Here is a 16,500-nt window from a genome sequence, read left to right as displayed (position 1 = left end):
CATTCAGCATCACCCATGAATAAACTGATCTTCGGCAATCTCATTCATCGTCCGCTGCGCTCTGTCATCAGCGCCTTCGCCGTCGCCATCGAGGTCATCATGATTCTCTCGGTAGTGGCTATCTTTTACGGTATTTTGAACGGCAGCCGCACGCAGACCACAGGGATTGGCATGGATATGGTTGTGCACCCTGGGGCGGCGACTGCCTTGATGATGACCAGTTCTGCGTCCGCGGATGTGCGCATTGCCAAGGTGCTTGGCGAGCTTCCGCATGTGCAGGTGGTTGCGCCGGTCAATATCAAGTTCACGGCGGGCAGCTCCGTTGAGAATATCTACGGGATTGATTTTCAGAGCTACAACGCCTTGCGCCCCTTCGTGTTTCTCGGCGGCGGCCCGTTCAAGAACGACTTTGACCTCATCATTGACGACCTGCAGGCGAAGTCCGGCAAGGGAACGAAGATAGGTGACTCGGTGAAGGTGCTCAACCATACCTTCACGGTTTGCGGGATTGTCGAGCATGGCAAAGGTGCGCGCAAGTACATTCCTTTGACGACGATGGATGCGCTGGATAACAATCCTGGCAAGGCGTCTGCGTTCTACCTCAGGACACAGGATTCGCCCAAGTATCAAGAGGATGTTCGCAAAGAGATTCTCTCTACCGATGGTCTGCAGGACTGGACGGTGCAAACGAGCCAGGAGCTGCTCTCGATGCTTACGCCCGAACATCTCCCGGGATTCAACATTGCGCTCAACGTAGTGATTAGCATCGCGACGATCATCGGCTTTCTGGTGATCTTTCAGTCGATGTATACGGCTGTGCTTGAACGCACGCGTGAGATTGGGATATTGAAGTCGATGGGTGCTGGACGACTGGTGATCGTGTCCGTGGTGCTGCGTGAGACGATGCTGCTGGCGATCGTGGGTACGACCCTGGGCGTGATTGCCACGTATGTCCTCAAGAATGTTCTGCGGGTACGCTTTCCGACGCTGAGTTTTCAGGTCACGGGCGAGTGGGTTGCCATTGCAGTTGGCATTGCGCTGGGCGGCGCGCTCATGGGAGCACTGTATCCCGCATTGAAAGCTGCGCGGAAAGATCCTATTGACGCATTGTCCTATGAATAGCGTTCCTACACTGAAGGATCTCTGGAGCAGGTAAGCCAGGAAAGAGTGGAATGCCGAAGAGCTATCGAAGCCTGACGATTCTTCTTGCGGTATGGCTCCTCGTGTGGCTGCGATTATCCTGGCCCGCCGTACAGGATGATGCATTTATTCATCTTCGGTATGCGGTAAACCTCCTGCGAAATCACATGATCTCCTACGATGGAGTTCACCCGGATTACGGAACGTCCAGCTTGCTGTATGTATGGCTACTCGCCGGCTTGCGTGGGTTGTTTCAATCCCCGGTGTTGCCGCGGGCGGTGTCCTCGGTATTTCACGTGGTGCTGTTCGCGGGTCTGGCGTGGGCGTTCCCACGGGCGCTTCGCTCGGCACCTCGGCTGGCATGGGCATTTGCTTTGCTATTGTTGACCATCCTGGTAATGCCGATGGCGGTGCGCTGGCTGGACGACGGAATGGAAACGTCGCTCACGCTTTGTCTTATCTCCCTTCTGGTCTTTTCCATCTCGCGTCTTGGCCATACCCAGCAAATTTCGAACCGATCGTTTGCGTGGCTATTTATCCTGGGACTGGTAGCCACGCTTGCGCGAGTCGAGTTTTTGCTGCTGATGGCAGTGGCGAGCCTCACGTTGTTCTTTGTGCGCTACGAGTCGGCATCACCAGGTGGCCTGCGGGCGCGGCTTCGTTTAGCGATATCCTGCGCTGCGCCGTTGTTTGGAAGCATCGTCGCGGCCGGAGTGATTTATTTGAGCATGCACGCCTTGATCCCCGACACGGCCATCGCCAAGGCCGACGCCCAGGCTCCATGGATGTCGACCCTGCATGCAACGACCTCCGTATTTGTCAGCGCAATGTCGATGGGCGTGATCCTTCTGTTGTTTTGGCTTCTGACAGCGGCAGCCGTGGTCGTGTACAAGCGGCGCGTCTCCTTGTCCATGCTTGCAGCGAACAGCCCGTTCCCGCTTGTACTGGCGCTTGCGATCCATCGTGGACAGGAGGTGCAGGGTGTTCGGTACTTCGTGTGGACACTCATTTTCCCAATCCTCTGGAACATCCTGGAACTGCGCTGGAGTGAAGCGCAGCCGCGCCGGTTACCCGCGCAGATGTTAAAGTTCGCAGCCTATGGCGTGGTCTGCCTGCTGCTGATCGCCGCACCGATCGAGTCCATCCTGCTCCATCGCGAGTTTCGCGCGCGAGAGCAAAGCTTCGCGGAGTTCCGGACGCAGCATCTAGAGCGCTTGAGTTCCCTGAAACTAGTTGCCTTCGATGTGGGCTATATCGGGTACTTTACGCAATCGCCCCTGTGCGACATGGCCGGCCTGGTTAATGGTCGAGCGAGCGCTGCGCTTCCATTTGAAGATCGAGTGAAGGTGTGCGCCGCCGAACATCCAAACTATGCCTTCGTGAGCGGCTTCAGCCTGTGGGAGCTGGGAAATGACCTCGATCTCAAGGGCTGGTCTATCTGTTCGGAATACGATTTCGCCAACCTGCGAGCCCCTGACCTGCACTTCCTGATTGCCTCGCCCGAGGCAACTGCCGAGGTTTGTCGAGCAGCGGGAGCAACGCCGCGCCCGCTGGAGGCGATACTGCATCCGGCGCCTCAGTAGCCTTGCAGCCTTGTGCTTTGGCATTGAGGCATGTCTATAATTCGGAATCGCATCTAACAGTTCATGAAGGAATCCGAGCCCGGCGCATTCATGCTCCTGATTGCCTCGGACACCTTCGATATCGTTTGATTTGCTTCAACCTTTGTGCTCGATCTTCCTGGAATGTATAACGCTTCCAACTCGTCAGCTGCTGCGGTAATCACGCCCAAACAGGCGAAGGCAACGGTGTCGGTACATCGGCCGATAACGATGATCACGGCGTCGCGAGTGATTCGTCTGCTACTGCTCGGGGCTTCGGTTGTCTTCTTCGCGTTGCACTTTGTGCACCTAACCGCGGACTTCCCGAACCACTCGCCATGGATGGATTGGTCGAAGTACACGGACGAAGGCTGGTATGGTGACGCCGCGATTCGCCACTACGTAAGCGGTCACTGGTATTGGAAGGGTGACTTCAATCCAGCCGTTGCGCTGCCCGTATGGCCCGCGATCGAGCTGCTGGTCTTCAAGTTCACGGGGGTCTCCGTCACAGCCGCGCGCGCGCTCACGCTCTGCGTCTTCGGCTTCACATTGATCACGCTTTACCTGCTCATCCAGCGTCATACGCGTCCGCGCAGCAGTGAGTCCGGGCAATCGCTGGCCGCGCCGATCGCGGTCTTCTTTCTGTGTACAAGCCCGTTCCTCTTTGTCTTCATGCGAATGGCAATTCTCGAGCCATTGTTGATTGCGCTTACCGCTCTGGGATTGCTGATTGCCTCGGAGATACAACCGATTCGCCTGCACGGAAGACGTCTTCGCGGCCTCGGGTCCGCGGTCCTGCTGGCGTTGTTACTGCCTGGACTGATCCTCACCAAGACGACGGGCATCTGTTTAATGCCGGCAATCTTCTACATGATATGGGCGCGCGCGGGATACCGGATCCGGCCGGCGCTGCGACTCGCCCTGCCACCGGTGATCGGTGGCGCTGTTCTATGGTGCGCGTATTTCTTCCTCTTCGTTCGGCCGCATTATCTTGAGGATTATCAATATCTTTTCTCGGCAAATGCTTACACCGGAATCGGCCTTGAGCCGATAGCGAAGGTCATTCTCAACACCATCACCGACGGTGCATGGATGGGAACGCTGATCTATGTGACCTTCTTCGCAGTGATTGCCCTGGCGCTCTTTTGGCGTCCGCGCATCCTGACCAACCCGCTTTTTCCGGCGCTGCTGCTCTGGATTGGTGGGTACTTCGCGTTCCTTGCGTATCACAACAACCTGCAACCGCGGTATTACCTGGTGGTCGCGGTGCCGATCACCGTGGTTGTCGCGATGGGCATCGATAGCTTTCGCCAGGCACAAAGCCGAGCGGGTGGGTTGGTAGCCTCGATCGGCTGTGCGGTGTTGGTGATGGCGATTGCGATTCCGGATGCGGTGCAGCAGATTGGATACCTGCGGCACCCCACGTATGAATTCGAAGCGGCTGCTCAGGGCATCAAGAAGATTGTGCTCGGAGATACGACGCACTCGCACCTGATCCTGTCCATCTCGGGCTCGGACCTGACGCTGATGACCGGGCTGCCCTCGATTGATGACGACTTCGGCACCTCCGATATGGATGTGCGCGTGAAGCAGTACAAGCCAGGATGGTACGCGGCCTGGAACGATGTGGAGGACGACAAGGCCGATGCCATCACGCCGATGTACCAGATGAAACGGGTCGCCGCCTTTCCCGCCTACGACGATCCTGATCGCAACCTCCTGATCCTCTATCGACTGGATCCGGGAACCGAGACACCGCCGCCACGGCACCGGGCGCGGCGGCACATCCCGAAACCGCTGCTGACGAAGATGGGCCAGCAGCCTAGCGATAACCAACTGGAACACTGACAAGGATGTTGCTTATCGGCAACACGCATAGCGGGGTTGGAAACAGGATCGCAAGCTCCGCTCACACGGGCGAATTCGGATGCGGACATATCAGATTAATGGGATAAGATCACGGGAGCTTATTTCCCACATAAACTCTCGCAGGAACTTCTGTAGTTTTGTTGACCTCCCAAGTAATTATCTCGAGCGGGTACTTGTTGACGTGATTGTTCGCGGGTGGTCCTGGACATTGAGTTCCTGGTTGACTGGTTGCGCCCTGGTAATTTGCGGGGCCGCTGGGCCGCGGCACTGTTTCGCGACGACATCAGCCAGCTACGCCGGCGCTGCGATGATGCAACCCGCCCATCCTGAGACGCCAGCGGGTTTGGGCATCCTGAGCGGCACTGTCGCGGATCCGTCGGGCGCCAGGATCAATCGGGCTGCTGTACACGTGGAGAGCAGCAGTCAGCGGCGTGACGCGACGACGGATTCGACGGGAACCTTCAACATGCCGCTTCCGCTGGGATCCTACGCGGTCACGGTCACGGCCACCGGCTTCAGGACCTACACCACCAACATCACGCTGACGGAACGAACTCCCCGGGCAAACCTCAATATCAGGCTACAGATAGCGGCGGTACCGGAGACGATCACCGTCCCATCGCAGGATACCGGCAGCACCGCGGCGGCGGAGAACAAGAGCGCTCTGGTCTTGAACACTGACCAACTCAAAGAATTCTCTGACGACGACAGCATGTTCCAGCAGGAGATTCTCGCGATGGCGGGAGGGGAAAGCTCCAAGCCGCCGGAGATCCTGATCAACGGTTTCTCCAACGGACGCTTTCCACCGAAGAACACGATCGCCCAGATTCGGATCAATCAAAACCCTTACTCGGCGCAGTATGACCGCCTGGGATTTGGCCGCGTGGAGATCTCCACGAAGCCGGGAACAAGCACGCTGCATGGCGAGTTCGACAGTTCGGGCACAGACAATGTCTTCAATGCGCGGAACCCGTACGCGACCGTCGAGCCTCCCTACTACACGCTCAACCTCAACGGAAATGTAAGCGGGTCGTTCAACTCGAAGACGTCTTTCTTCGTGAGCGGGTTACTCAACGATTTGCAGAACAACGCGATTGTCGTCACGATCGACCCCACGCTGCTGACGCCGGTGAATGAAGCAGTGCCGGCGCCGCAGGTTACGCAAAACTACAGTGGACGTCTGGATCGCCAGATCACGCCGACCAATACCTTCATGGGAAGGTATGAGTACAACGAAATTACATTCAACAACAGTGGTGTAGGGCTCCTGGTGCTTCCAAGCGAAGGCCTGGACACCACGACTACAACCAACACCCTGCAGTTATCGGATACGCAGGTGATCGGCGCAAAGATTATCTCGGACACACACTTCCAATACATCCGTACGCGGCTGGATCAAAGACCTGTAAGTACTGCGGCGACGATCGTGGTGCAGGGGGCCTTCAATGCAGGCGGCAGCCCGGCGCAATTCCAGAGTGACCATCAGGACGACTACGAATTCCAGGAGCTTCTGACAGTCGAGCATAGAACACATTTTGTGCGTATCGGCGGCCGCTACCGCGGGTTGCGCGAGGCGAATGAGACCCTTTCCGGCTACAACGGGCAGTTCACTTTTCCCGACCTCGCGACCTACCAACTGGCCCTGGAAGGGGAAACACCAGCGCAGATCTTCGCCAGTACCGGCCAGACCACTCAATACAACCTAACGGCGGGGCAGGCCAATGCGGTGGTCTTCACCAGCGACGTTGGTGTGTTTGCTGAAGACGAGTGGAAGGTAACCAAGAACCTTACGCTTGATTATGGATTTCGCTACGAGAGCCAGTCAGGCATTGCGGATCATGTAAACCCCGCGCCCCGCGTCGGGTTTGCCTGGGCCCCGGGGAAGACTGCCAAGCACAGGGCATACTTCGTGTTGCGCGGCGGAGGGGGCATCTTCTATGACCGCTTTGCTTCTTCCAACATCCTCACCGCCGTCCGCCGGCAGAGCGGCACGCAGCAGGCAGCCTACTTCATCACCAATCCTGACTTCTACCAGCAATACCTCAACACTCCGCCGCCCGTGGCAGCGCTCGGCCCCGTTCCTCCCACGCTCTATAACATCGATCCGAACCTGCGAACCCAATATGACATCATCGGTGGCGCCACGATTGAGCGTCGCATCGGCAAGATGGGTACCGCGAGCGTGAACTACATCTTCTGGCGCACGAACCATCAATACCTGTCCCGCAACATCAATGCGCCGCTGCCAGGCACGTATGACCCTGCCGATCCAAGCAGCGGCGTGCGACCCATGGGGGGCGATCAGAATATCTACCAGTTCAGTTCCGGCGGCATGGCCCTGGACAACTTCATCAATGCCAGCACCAACCTGCAGGTGAGCAAGCGTGTGTCGTTGTTTGCGACGGGGTACTTCGCGCTGACACAAAAGAATGACGCGCCCTGCGACACCTGTTTCCCGAGCAACCAGTATGATCCGCACGTTGACTACGCGCGCGAGGCAAATCCCAACGTCCAGATCTTCGCCGGAACCACGCTGAAGCTGCCGTATGGTTTTACTGGCAGCCTGTGGGGATCCATACAGACCGGATCGCCCTTCAACATCACCACGGGCACGGATCTGAACGGGGATACTATCTATAACGATCGTCCGGCGTTCGCCACCAACCCAACGGAGAACTCCCAGATTTACAAGACACGTTTCGGAACTTTCGATGCGAATCCGCAGCCTGGAGAGCCGATCATCCCTTTCAACTACGGCGACTCGCCCAACTTCTATTTTCTGCTTGTGCATCTCGAGCGGGCGTTCCAGATCGGTCCACGCCCCGCGACTACAGCGCCGGTGCCGGGCACTCCTGCAGCCAATGGTCCCACGCCCAAACCGGATCGCCCCTACACCCTCACGTTTGGGATAGAGGCAAACAACATCTTCAATCACGTCAATCCTGGCCAGCCGGTTGGGGTGCTGACGTCGCCATTATTCGGCCAGTCGATCTCTCTCAACTCGCCGTTCTCGTTGGGCGGCATCAGCACGTCGTCGAACCGCACAGTGACGTTGCACTGCAACTTCAGTTTCTAGCGCGGCGGCCGCATCTCATTTATTCAAAATTATTGTCGGAATGCGATGACATTTTCATTGCCGGGTAGTCCTATCTCGAACACGTATCTGCGAACGTGATTTCTCCCTGGGCGGTCCTTGAATGTTGAGCCTTCGACAGGCCAGTTGTGTCTTTGCGCTGTGCTGTGTCGAGGCGCTGTCGCTCTGCCAACCTGTTGCGGCGAAAGGTCGCGCGCCAGTTCAGGCGGCCCAGAAAACCGAGGCGCCGTCGCCGCATGCGGCGCTCTCTCAACCTCTCACCGATGCCCAGCCGGCAGCAAACAATAGTGTTCTGAGCGGTACAGTAGTCGACCCGTCCGGCGCGAGCGTGACCCACGCCCAGGTGCATGTTGAAAGCACAACCCTTCGGCGCGATGCCTTCACCGACGACAGCGGCCGATTCAGCCTTCCGCTGCCGGCCGGCGTCTATAACGTGCTCATTGTTTCGCAGGGATTTGAGCCCTACACCACGACCGTGAAACTCACGGGCGACGGAGCTTCGGCGAGCATCCATGCCGTGCTCGTGATTGCCACGCAGGCCGAAGAGGTCACCGTTCCTTCCGGCGCCGAGAGCAATGCCGCAGCCGACAACAAGAGCGCGCTCGTCCTCAAAGGTGATGCGCTCAAAACATTCTCCGACGACGACGACACTTTCCAAAAGCAGATCCAGGCGCTTGCCGGCAACGGCGACGGACAGAATGGGCCGACGTTGTATGTCGATGGCTTCAGCGGCGGCAAATTTCCACCCAAGAACACGATTCGCGAGATTCGCATCAACCAGAATCCCTACTCGGCGGAATATTCGGAGCTGGGATACGGACGCATCGAGATCTTCACTAAGCCGGGCACCGACAAATTTCACGGTCAGATCTTCGCTTCCGGTAACGACAGTTCCTTCAATACCTCGAATCCGTACGTTGGCGTGCAGCCGCCGTATCACTCCTTTTTCGTCTTCGGCGATCTGAGCGGTCCCATCAACAAGAAGACCTCGATCTTCCTCAACGTTCAGTACAACAATCAGCAGACCAACGCGATCGTCGTTGCCACCACGCTCGACGCAAACTTTCAGCCCACCCCATTTACGCAGGCCCTCCCGAACCCCACCGTCACGGCCGATTACTCCGGCCGCATCGATCGCCAGGTCACGCCGAACAACACGCTCATCATGAAGTATGACTACACCAACGCGCAGGTAAGCAACGGAGGCGTGGGGCTTCTGGTACTGCCGTCGGAGGGTTTCAACAGCACCACCACGACGCAGACCCTGCAGGTCGAAGACACGCAGGTAATCGGCGCGAAGATGGTCTCGGAGGCGCACTTCCAGTACCTGCGCACGCGCCTCACGCAGACCCCGGTGAGCGATGCTCCAGCACTCAATGTCCAAGGCGCCTTCAACGGCGGCGGCAGTCCCAGCCAGGTGACGAGCGATCACCAGGACCGTTACGAGTTTCAGGAGATCTTCACCCGTCAGCAGGGCACCAAACATTTCATGCGCTTCGGCGGTCGCTATCGTCTGCTGAGAGATGCCAACCTCGCAACCGCGAACTACAACGGCCAGTTCACCTTCCCCTCGATCACGGCGTACCAGATCACCGAGCAGGGGCTCGCCAACAACGAGACCGACGCCGAAATTCGCGCCACCTGCGTGACCACGGAACAGGGCCCGGTCTGCGGTGGGCCGACGCAGTTCAATATCACCGCCGGAGATCCCAGTGCCGTGGTGCTGACCGGCGATCTCGGCGTCTTCGCAGAGGACGAGTGGAAGATCTCCAACAACTTCACGCTCGATTATGGATTGCGCATCGAGTCGCAAACCGGGATTCCCGATCACTTCGATCCAGCACCGCGCGCCGGCTTCGCCTGGGCCATTGGGCAGAAAGCGAAGAAGCCGCCCGTCTTCACACTGCGCGGCGGCGGCGGCATCTTCTATGACCGCTTTGTGTCGACCAATATCCTCACCTCGATACGTCAGAACGGCGTCACGCAGGTGTCGTATTACGTCGCTAACCCTGACTTTTATCCAACCATTCCACCCACCGACACTCTCACCGCCCAACCGCCGACCACCTACCAGATTAGCCCGCACCTTCGCTCCGAATACGAGATCGATGAGGGCGTGTCGCTGGAACGGAACCTATGGAACAAGGGGAGCGTCAGCTTCAACTTCCTTTTCGGCCAGGGCGAGCATCAGTGGACCTCGATCAATACCAACGCGCCTCTGCCCGGGACCTACAACCCCGGCAATGCGACTACGCCGCCTTCCGGCACCTACCCCCTGGGCACCACGCAGGCGGTGTACCAATTCCAGTCTGGCGGCACGATGCGGCGTGAGCGCTTCTTCGTGCGCCTCAACGCAAACCCCACCAAGAAGCTCTTTCTCTTTGCGTTCTATACGACCCGCAAGTTGTATGAAGACACCACAGGCGCCACTAACTTCCCGTCCAACAGCTACAACGTTCGCGACGATTACGGCACCGCGCCCTATCCCAATCAGCGGCTCTTTGTTGGCTCCTTCTACCAGCTTCCGTTTGGTATAAGCGTCAATGCGTTTCTCTCCGCCACGGCGAAGACGCCGTTCAACATCACCACGGGTACAGACCTCAACGGCGATACGATCTACAACGACCGTCCAGCATTCGCGACCAACCCCACCAACGAGTCGATTATCTACAACACGAAGTACGGAAGCTTCGACGCCAACCCGCAGCCGGGAGAGAAGACGATCCCATTCGACTACGCCAAGGGACCTGCATTTTTCGAGCTCGATTTCGGGTTAGGCCGAACCTTCAAGTTTGGCCCGCGAGATCCCGTCCCGCCGCCTCCTCCGGGAGCCCCAGCGCCGAAAGGTCCAGCACCGAAGCCCGACCCGCGCTATAGCTGGACCATCGGTCTGGACGCGCAGAACGTCTTCAACGACGTCAACGCCGGACCGCCAGTAGGAGTTCTTTCATCGCCGCAATTCGGCCAGTCGATCTCGCTGAACAATCCCTATGGCGGGTCCAGCAACGCCAATCGGGTCATCATGCTCAGGACGTATTTCAACTTCTAATCGGGGAGCTGAAAGTTCACGTCCACGTAGAGATCAGTCGTTACCGACTTGCCATCCTTGGTTGCTGGTTTGAACCTATATTTCGAGACGGCGTAAAGCGCCTGTTCATCCAGTCCCAGACCCGCCGGTTTGACGATGCTCAGTTGAGATGGAGTACCGTCTGGCAAAACCCACAGGTAAACCTCGACAATTCCAGAGTATTTCAACAAGCGGGCGGCATCGCTGAATTGCGGTTCCTCCAGATGGGTGACGGTAGGATGCTTTATCCCGCCGCCATGCGACAGTATGGCGTTGCCACTTGCACTGGGAGCAGTGGGCTTGGCCGCTTCAGTCGTTTCCGGGCTGGGTTTGGTTTGCCCTTTTGAAGCAAGGAGATGATTTCGGGCGTAGTACTGCCAGTAGAAGGGCATGGCTGGCACCAGGCTCGTGAGGTCTGGCGCAAAGATTTCCGTGAGGGCCTTGTCAAAGTCTCCGTCTACCGGCGACTGAATCTCGATGCTGATCTCACCGTTGTACTTCTTCGCGCTGAGCTTGACTCGTTTCGGGGCGAGATTCTCGAAGGTCAACCCCATCCTTTGGCCTTTGATGTGGAGCTTGCCTCCAGCCAGACTTACTTGGGAGACATCGATTCCTGCCTCGGTAAAGGTGCTCCCGTGGTATTTTTTCTCCGGCTGGCCGGAGGCATCGAAGTGCAGATCGTCCTCCATCCAGAAACCGCGAAGGTAAAGTGGCTGGCCGACCAGCCGGGCATTGACGGCATCGAAGGTGGTCTGGCCGAGAGCTGGAAGGCAGTTCACGACGAGTGGCAGGGCTAACAGGCTGAATTTGCGGACAATCGCTCGGGTTCGCACGACCAATTATGCTGGAAACATTGGCCCGGAAGGGGGTTGAGCCTCCAATTCCGGGGTAAACTTGTCCTTGACTCCCACCCCCAGCCTGCCTTATCCTGATAACTCGCGCAGTCTCGCGCCTGTACCTCCGTGTGCCCGAACTTCGGGCGGCAACGAGGAGAGCGGGAGCCAGACATCGAGGTGAGTCCACTCGAGGCAGGGCAAGTTCCTCAGCATCTGGAGCTAGCCGGCCTTCGAAGCACCCACTCCCCAGTCGCTTGCAGCTAGATCCAGTCCTCAAGAAGATCCGGCCACAAGGGCTCTGTGCGCTCAACCGCAACTCCGGCTTTGGCCTCCGTGGACATCGTGTCCGCGCTCGTCTCGCCGCCTAACGCACGACTGCAAACAATCTTCGCGCTTCAAGCCGCGCAGTTGCTTCACGAAGACGGCAGAACCAGGGAGTAACCCAGATGAACCTCAATCAGACGACAACGATCCCCAGCGGCAAAGACATTCAGCGCAAGTGGTTCGTGCTCGACGCCTCCGGCCAAACGCTCGGCCGCCTCGCCTCGCACGCCGCCAGCGTTCTGGCGGGCAAGTTGAACCCGCTCTACACCCCCTATATCGATATGGGTGATCACGTCATCGTCATCAATGCCGAGAAGATCGAAGTTACCGGCATGAAGGCTGGCCAGAAGCTCTATCGCCGCTACACCGGTTTCCCCGGCGGTCTGCGCGAGGAAGAGTACAGCAAGCTGCTCGTTCGCCGTCCCGAGAAGATCCTCGAGGAGGCCATCAAGGGCATGTTGCCCAAGAGCAAGCTCGGCCGCCAGATGGCCACCAAGCTCAAGGTCTACAAGGGTGCCGAGCATCCGCACCACGCCCAGCAGCCCACCGCCATGGAGATGCACCGCTCCGGTACGCCGCTGGTACTGCACAAGAAGCAAGAGCACGCCAAGCAGTCGGCCTAAGGATTCAGCTTCTAGCCACTAGCTAGAAGCCAGCAGCTTACGCGGCACAAAATTTCATGGGCCTCAGGCCCCGGCACTCAGAGGATTCAACATGGCAGATTTGATTCAGTACTACGGCACCGGACGTCGCAAGAGCGCAATCGCCCGCGTCTTCCTGCGCCCCGGCTCGGGCAAGTTTACCGTCAACGGCAAGCAGTTTGAGGAGTACTTCGTGACCCCGGCACAGCGCGTCGCGGCGAAGCTTCCCCTCGGCATTGCCGACATCAACGAGACCTTCGACGTCCTCTCCACCGTAAAGGGTGGCGGCGTCAACGGCCAGGCGGATGCAGTCAAGCTCGGCATCGCCCGCGCACTGATGGAGTTCAACGTAGAGCTGCGCAAGACGCTCAAGGCCGGCGGTATGGTCACGCGTGATTCGCGCGGTAAGGAACGCAAGAAGTACGGCCAGAAGGGCGCTCGCGCTCGCTTCCAATTCAGCAAGCGGTAACGCTTGGGTTCTCAGTTCTCAGTTGTTAGTTCTCAGATTTGCTTCGCTCTTACGGACAACTGAGAACTGACAACTGAGAACCAGCTTCATCCGCTTCACCCACCGGCATCGCGCCGATGGCAAGGACTTCAATCTCCCCTCGGGGATCTCAATCGCTTCACGTCGCAGCGCAAGCGATGCGTTTATAAGGAGCCTCTATGGCCAGCATTACGATGAAGGAACTGCTCGAAGCCGGTGTCCACTTCGGCCACCAGACCAAGCGCTGGAACCCCAAGATGAAGGAATACATCTTCGGCGAGCGCAACGGAATTTACATCATCGACCTGCAGAAGACGCTGAAGATGTTCAAGGAAGCGTCCAAGTTCGTCACCGACCTCACCTCGTCCGGCAAGCTGGTTTTGTTCGTCGGCACCAAGCGCCAGGCGCAGGATGCGGTGGCCGAAGAGGCCAAGCGCGCCGGCATGCCCTACATCAACAGCCGCTGGCTGGGCGGGCTGCTGACCAACTGGGTCACGGTGCAGAAGTCGGTCAAGCGTCTCCAGGAGCTGGACGACATGTCCACCGACGGTCGCTATGAGCTGCTCACCAAGAAGGAAGTCATCAAGCTTGAGCGCGAGCGCAAGAGCCTGTCGACCAATCTCTCGGGCATCAAGAACATGAAGCGCCTCCCTGACGCGCTGTTCGTCATCGACTCCAACAACGAAGCAATCGCCGTAGCCGAGGCTCGCAAGCTTGGCATCCCGGTCGTCGCGGTCGTCGACACCAACTGCGACCCGACTGTTGTCGATTACGTGATCCCCGGCAACGACGATGCTCTCCGCGCCATTCGCCTCTTCACCACGAAGATCGCGGACTCGGCCTACGAAGGCACGCAGATGATCTCCGACAAGGCCTTCGCCAACGAGCTCGAAGAGGTTCGCCCACTTGAGACCGAGTCGCACTTCCTCGGTGAGGAAGGTGATGACGCGATCACCGAAGTCCACGAATCAGCCGGCACGGCTGAGGCGTCGGTCGAGGACATCGAGGACGAGACCATTGATCTCAACGCCGCTCTCGGCGGTGGCATCCGTAAGGCTCCTGCCGCTGCGGACGCTGAGCCTGAGGTTGAGGCTGCAGAGGTTAGCGCCTAGATCGTTGGCCGCGCGGTCACGGCGTTTGCCGTGCCGTAATGGCCGAGCCCTAGAATCATGGCGCGGGCCCAGGCCCGCGCCATTTTCGCAAAATACGCATGCGCCCTGTGCGCTGCTCCAGAATTGAGAAGGAAGATTATGTCTACAATTGAAGCTGTGAAGATCGACGCCAAGCTCGTCAAGGAACTCCGCGAAAAGTCCGGCGCCCCCATGGGCGACTGCCTCAAGGCCCTGCAGGAAGCCAAGGGCGACATGGAAGAGGCCTTTGTTGTGCTGCGTAAGCGCGGCATGGCATCGGCTGCCAAGAAGGCCAGCCGCTCCACCAACGAGGGCGCAGTCGGCACCTACATCCACGCCGGCGGCAAGATCGGTGTGCTGCTCGAGCTCAACTGCGAGTCCGACTTCGTAGCCCGCACCGAAGATTTCCAGGAGCTGCTCAAGGACATCGCCATGCACATCGCCGCGGTCGATCCCCGCTACGTTGGCAAGGACGAGGTCACGCCCGAGGACATCGAGCGCGAGAAGGAAATCTATCGCGCCCAGGCAGCCGCCACCGGCAAGCCCGCCAACATCATCGAGAAGATGCTCGAAGGCAAGATGGGCAAGTTCTACGAGGAAGTCTGCTTGCTCGAACAGCCCTTCATCAAGGAGCAGACCCTCACCATCGCGCAGCTCATCGCGCAGAAGGTCGCCAAGCTCGGCGAGAACATCAGCGTCCGCCGCTTCGCGCGCTTCAAGATCGGCGAGCCCAGCTTCACGGTCGCCTCAGCGAAGGTCGTCGTTTCCGACGAGCCGGCAGCCTAAGCACTTTCAACCTCACGCAATAAGCGAAGAGCCCGGGAGATTTCACGGGCTCTTTGTCGTTGCAACTGTATTCGACTCAGGCTCGATTGCCCGTGACCAGCCGGAAGAGCCAGGTCAGGATAACCGCGCCAAGGAACGCCACGAAGATGCTGTAGAAGAGCCCACCCGAGCCGGCGAAGCCGAGATGGCTGAACAGGAAGCCTCCCGCAAGCGCCCCGAGGATGCCGATGACGATGTCGCCGATGACACCGAAACCGCTGCCCCTCATCACCTTGCCGGTCAACCAACCCGCAATCAGGCCAACTAGAATCCACCAAATGATTCCGTGCATAGAAGTTCCTTTCGAATACGAATTGTGGTCCGGTCAAGATTGAAGCATGATCCAGCGCCTACCGTCCATGGGTACGCGTCCGAATATTATTGTCCTCGGAGCCTCGCACGCACAAGCGCCAAATTTTAAACTTGCGGGTCCGTCGTCCCACAGATGAAGGACCAGGTAGGACAAGCGCTCAGAACCGCAAGCGCTTACCTAGCCCCGTGCCGCGCTTAGCGAACGCCCCCGAGCAACGTTACGAACCGCCGAAATCCCTGTGCGCGCGCCGCGGAATCCGCAGCATCCGCATCAGGAGCCTCGCCACCCCGCATGAATCCGTGCCCCGCGCCGTCATAGGTCACCGGCTCATAGACCTTGCCAGCGGCCTTCATATCGGCGACGGTCTGTGGAATCGTCGCACTGATCCGCGCATCGTTGCCAGCATAAAACCCATAGACCGGAGCAGTAATATTCTTCATTGCATCGGCCGGCGGTGGTGGTCCGTAAAAGACAAACGCCCCGCTAAGATCGCCGCGATGCGTGGCAAACAGGAACGACTTGCCTCCGCCCCAGCAGAATCCCGCGACATAAAGCTTGCCGTCGGCCGACGGAAGCTTCTTGCCGTAATCGGCTACGGCATCGAGGTCGGCCATGACCTGCGCATCGGGCAGGGAAGAGACAGCCCGCACCACGGCATTGCGATCAGGAAACGCGCTCGTGCCGCCCGGCTCAGCGGTCACGTACGCCGCACCAGCCCCACCCTGTCCCATATGATCGTGATCCATCGGCGCACCCGGAGATGCGGGCGCGGCCATGGCTGCAGCGGCCGGTCCCAACCCGCTCAGCAAATCTGGTTCGACCACAATATAGCCGGCGCCTGCCAGCTCGTCGGCCATCTCCTGTGCCCAGTCGCTCAACCCAAAAATCTCGTGGATCATCACGACGACCGGCGCCTTGGTCTTTACCTGCGGATAGACGACCCACACCTGGAGCTTGCGCCCGTTCGCTTCCGCGACGGTGACAAACTCGCCATGCCGAGGACTCTTCGCCAACGTTGCTTTGGCCCAATCCTGCGCGGAGCACGAGACAGCAGACGACCCCATCAGGGCCGCCACGACGACAATAGAACAGACCTTCATCACTCGCATCATGTCCGCGAGTCTACGTCGTCCTTGTCCGTCTCTGCAACGCCCAACTGCTGCCGGCAAGTCG

The 16,500-nt window shown here is 58.7% G+C and carries 13 protein-coding genes; 10 read left to right on the top strand and 3 right to left on the bottom strand.

The annotated features are described in order from the left end of the window. Positions 1-15 precede the first annotated feature (15 nt). From GSQ80_RS12665 to GSQ80_RS12645, 5 genes are all read left to right on the top strand, one after another. Positions 16-1,122, top strand: coding sequence for an ABC transporter permease (locus GSQ80_RS12665; protein WP_158787974.1), 1,107 nt, complete (start codon positions 16-18; stop codon positions 1,120-1,122). A 230-nt stretch (positions 1,123-1,352) separates the two neighbouring features. Next, on the top strand, positions 1,353-2,723 hold the full coding sequence (locus tag GSQ80_RS12660; protein WP_158787973.1) for a hypothetical protein: 1,371 nt from the start codon (positions 1,353-1,355) through the stop codon (positions 2,721-2,723). Positions 2,724-2,885: 162 nt separating this feature from the next. Further along, entirely contained in the window at positions 2,886-4,589 is a 1,704-nt protein-coding gene (locus tag GSQ80_RS12655) for a glycosyltransferase family 39 protein (RefSeq protein WP_254059614.1), read from the top strand. A gap of 328 nt (positions 4,590-4,917) precedes the next feature. Then, the gene (locus tag GSQ80_RS12650; RefSeq protein ID WP_158787972.1) at positions 4,918-7,686 is read left to right on the top strand and encodes a TonB-dependent receptor; all 2,769 of its coding nucleotides are present in this window, start codon (positions 4,918-4,920) and stop codon (positions 7,684-7,686) included. Between the two features lie 121 nt (positions 7,687-7,807). Beyond that, a complete protein-coding gene (locus tag GSQ80_RS12645) occupies positions 7,808-10,753 on the top strand; it encodes a carboxypeptidase regulatory-like domain-containing protein (RefSeq protein WP_158787971.1) in 2,946 nt (981 codons plus the stop codon). Here the strand turns inward: GSQ80_RS12645 and GSQ80_RS12640 are convergent. Beyond that, positions 10,750-11,460: an energy transducer TonB gene (locus GSQ80_RS12640; protein ID WP_216850299.1), complete on the bottom strand. Its 711-nt coding sequence runs from the start codon at positions 11,458-11,460 to the stop codon at positions 10,750-10,752. The genes GSQ80_RS12645 and GSQ80_RS12640 overlap by 4 nt on opposite strands. On the opposite strand from GSQ80_RS12640, the gene GSQ80_RS23665 reads away from it, so the two are divergent. The 5 genes from GSQ80_RS23665 (at position 11,443) to tsf (ending at position 14,975) form a co-directional block, all read left to right on the top strand. Then, a complete protein-coding gene (locus tag GSQ80_RS23665; RefSeq protein WP_256369896.1) occupies positions 11,443-11,568 on the top strand; it encodes a hypothetical protein in 126 nt (41 codons plus the stop codon). The genes GSQ80_RS12640 and GSQ80_RS23665 overlap by 18 nt on opposite strands. Before the next feature lie 485 nt (positions 11,569-12,053). After that, complete coding sequence (gene rplM / locus GSQ80_RS12630; protein ID WP_158787968.1) at positions 12,054-12,554, top strand: 50S ribosomal protein L13; 501 nt, start codon at positions 12,054-12,056, stop codon at positions 12,552-12,554. A gap of 91 nt (positions 12,555-12,645) precedes the next feature. Continuing rightward, positions 12,646-13,041 (top strand): 30S ribosomal protein S9, encoded by a 396-nt coding sequence (gene rpsI / locus GSQ80_RS12625; RefSeq protein ID WP_158787967.1) that lies wholly within the window; start codon positions 12,646-12,648, stop codon positions 13,039-13,041. A 197-nt stretch (positions 13,042-13,238) separates the two neighbouring features. Beyond that, positions 13,239-14,171: a 30S ribosomal protein S2 gene (rpsB, locus tag GSQ80_RS12620; RefSeq protein WP_158787966.1), complete on the top strand. Its 933-nt coding sequence runs from the start codon at positions 13,239-13,241 to the stop codon at positions 14,169-14,171. A 138-nt stretch (positions 14,172-14,309) separates the two neighbouring features. Next, positions 14,310-14,975: a translation elongation factor Ts gene (gene tsf, locus GSQ80_RS12615; protein WP_158787965.1), complete on the top strand. Its 666-nt coding sequence runs from the start codon at positions 14,310-14,312 to the stop codon at positions 14,973-14,975. A gap of 76 nt (positions 14,976-15,051) precedes the next feature. Here tsf and GSQ80_RS12610 read toward each other — a convergent pair whose 3' ends face one another. Together GSQ80_RS12610 and GSQ80_RS12605 are read right to left on the bottom strand one after the other, a co-directional pair. Continuing rightward, on the bottom strand, positions 15,052-15,306 hold the full coding sequence (locus tag GSQ80_RS12610) for a GlsB/YeaQ/YmgE family stress response membrane protein (protein WP_158787964.1): 255 nt from the start codon (positions 15,304-15,306) through the stop codon (positions 15,052-15,054). A gap of 215 nt (positions 15,307-15,521) precedes the next feature. Beyond that, on the bottom strand, positions 15,522-16,427 hold the full coding sequence (locus tag GSQ80_RS12605) for a dienelactone hydrolase family protein (protein ID WP_254059613.1): 906 nt from the start codon (positions 16,425-16,427) through the stop codon (positions 15,522-15,524). Positions 16,428-16,500 lie beyond the last annotated feature (73 nt).

The sequence above is a fragment of the Granulicella sp. L46 genome (assembly GCF_009765785.1).
Lineage (GTDB): Bacteria > Acidobacteriota > Terriglobia > Terriglobales > Acidobacteriaceae > Granulicella.
This window is presented reverse-complemented; position numbering and strand designations above follow the sequence as displayed.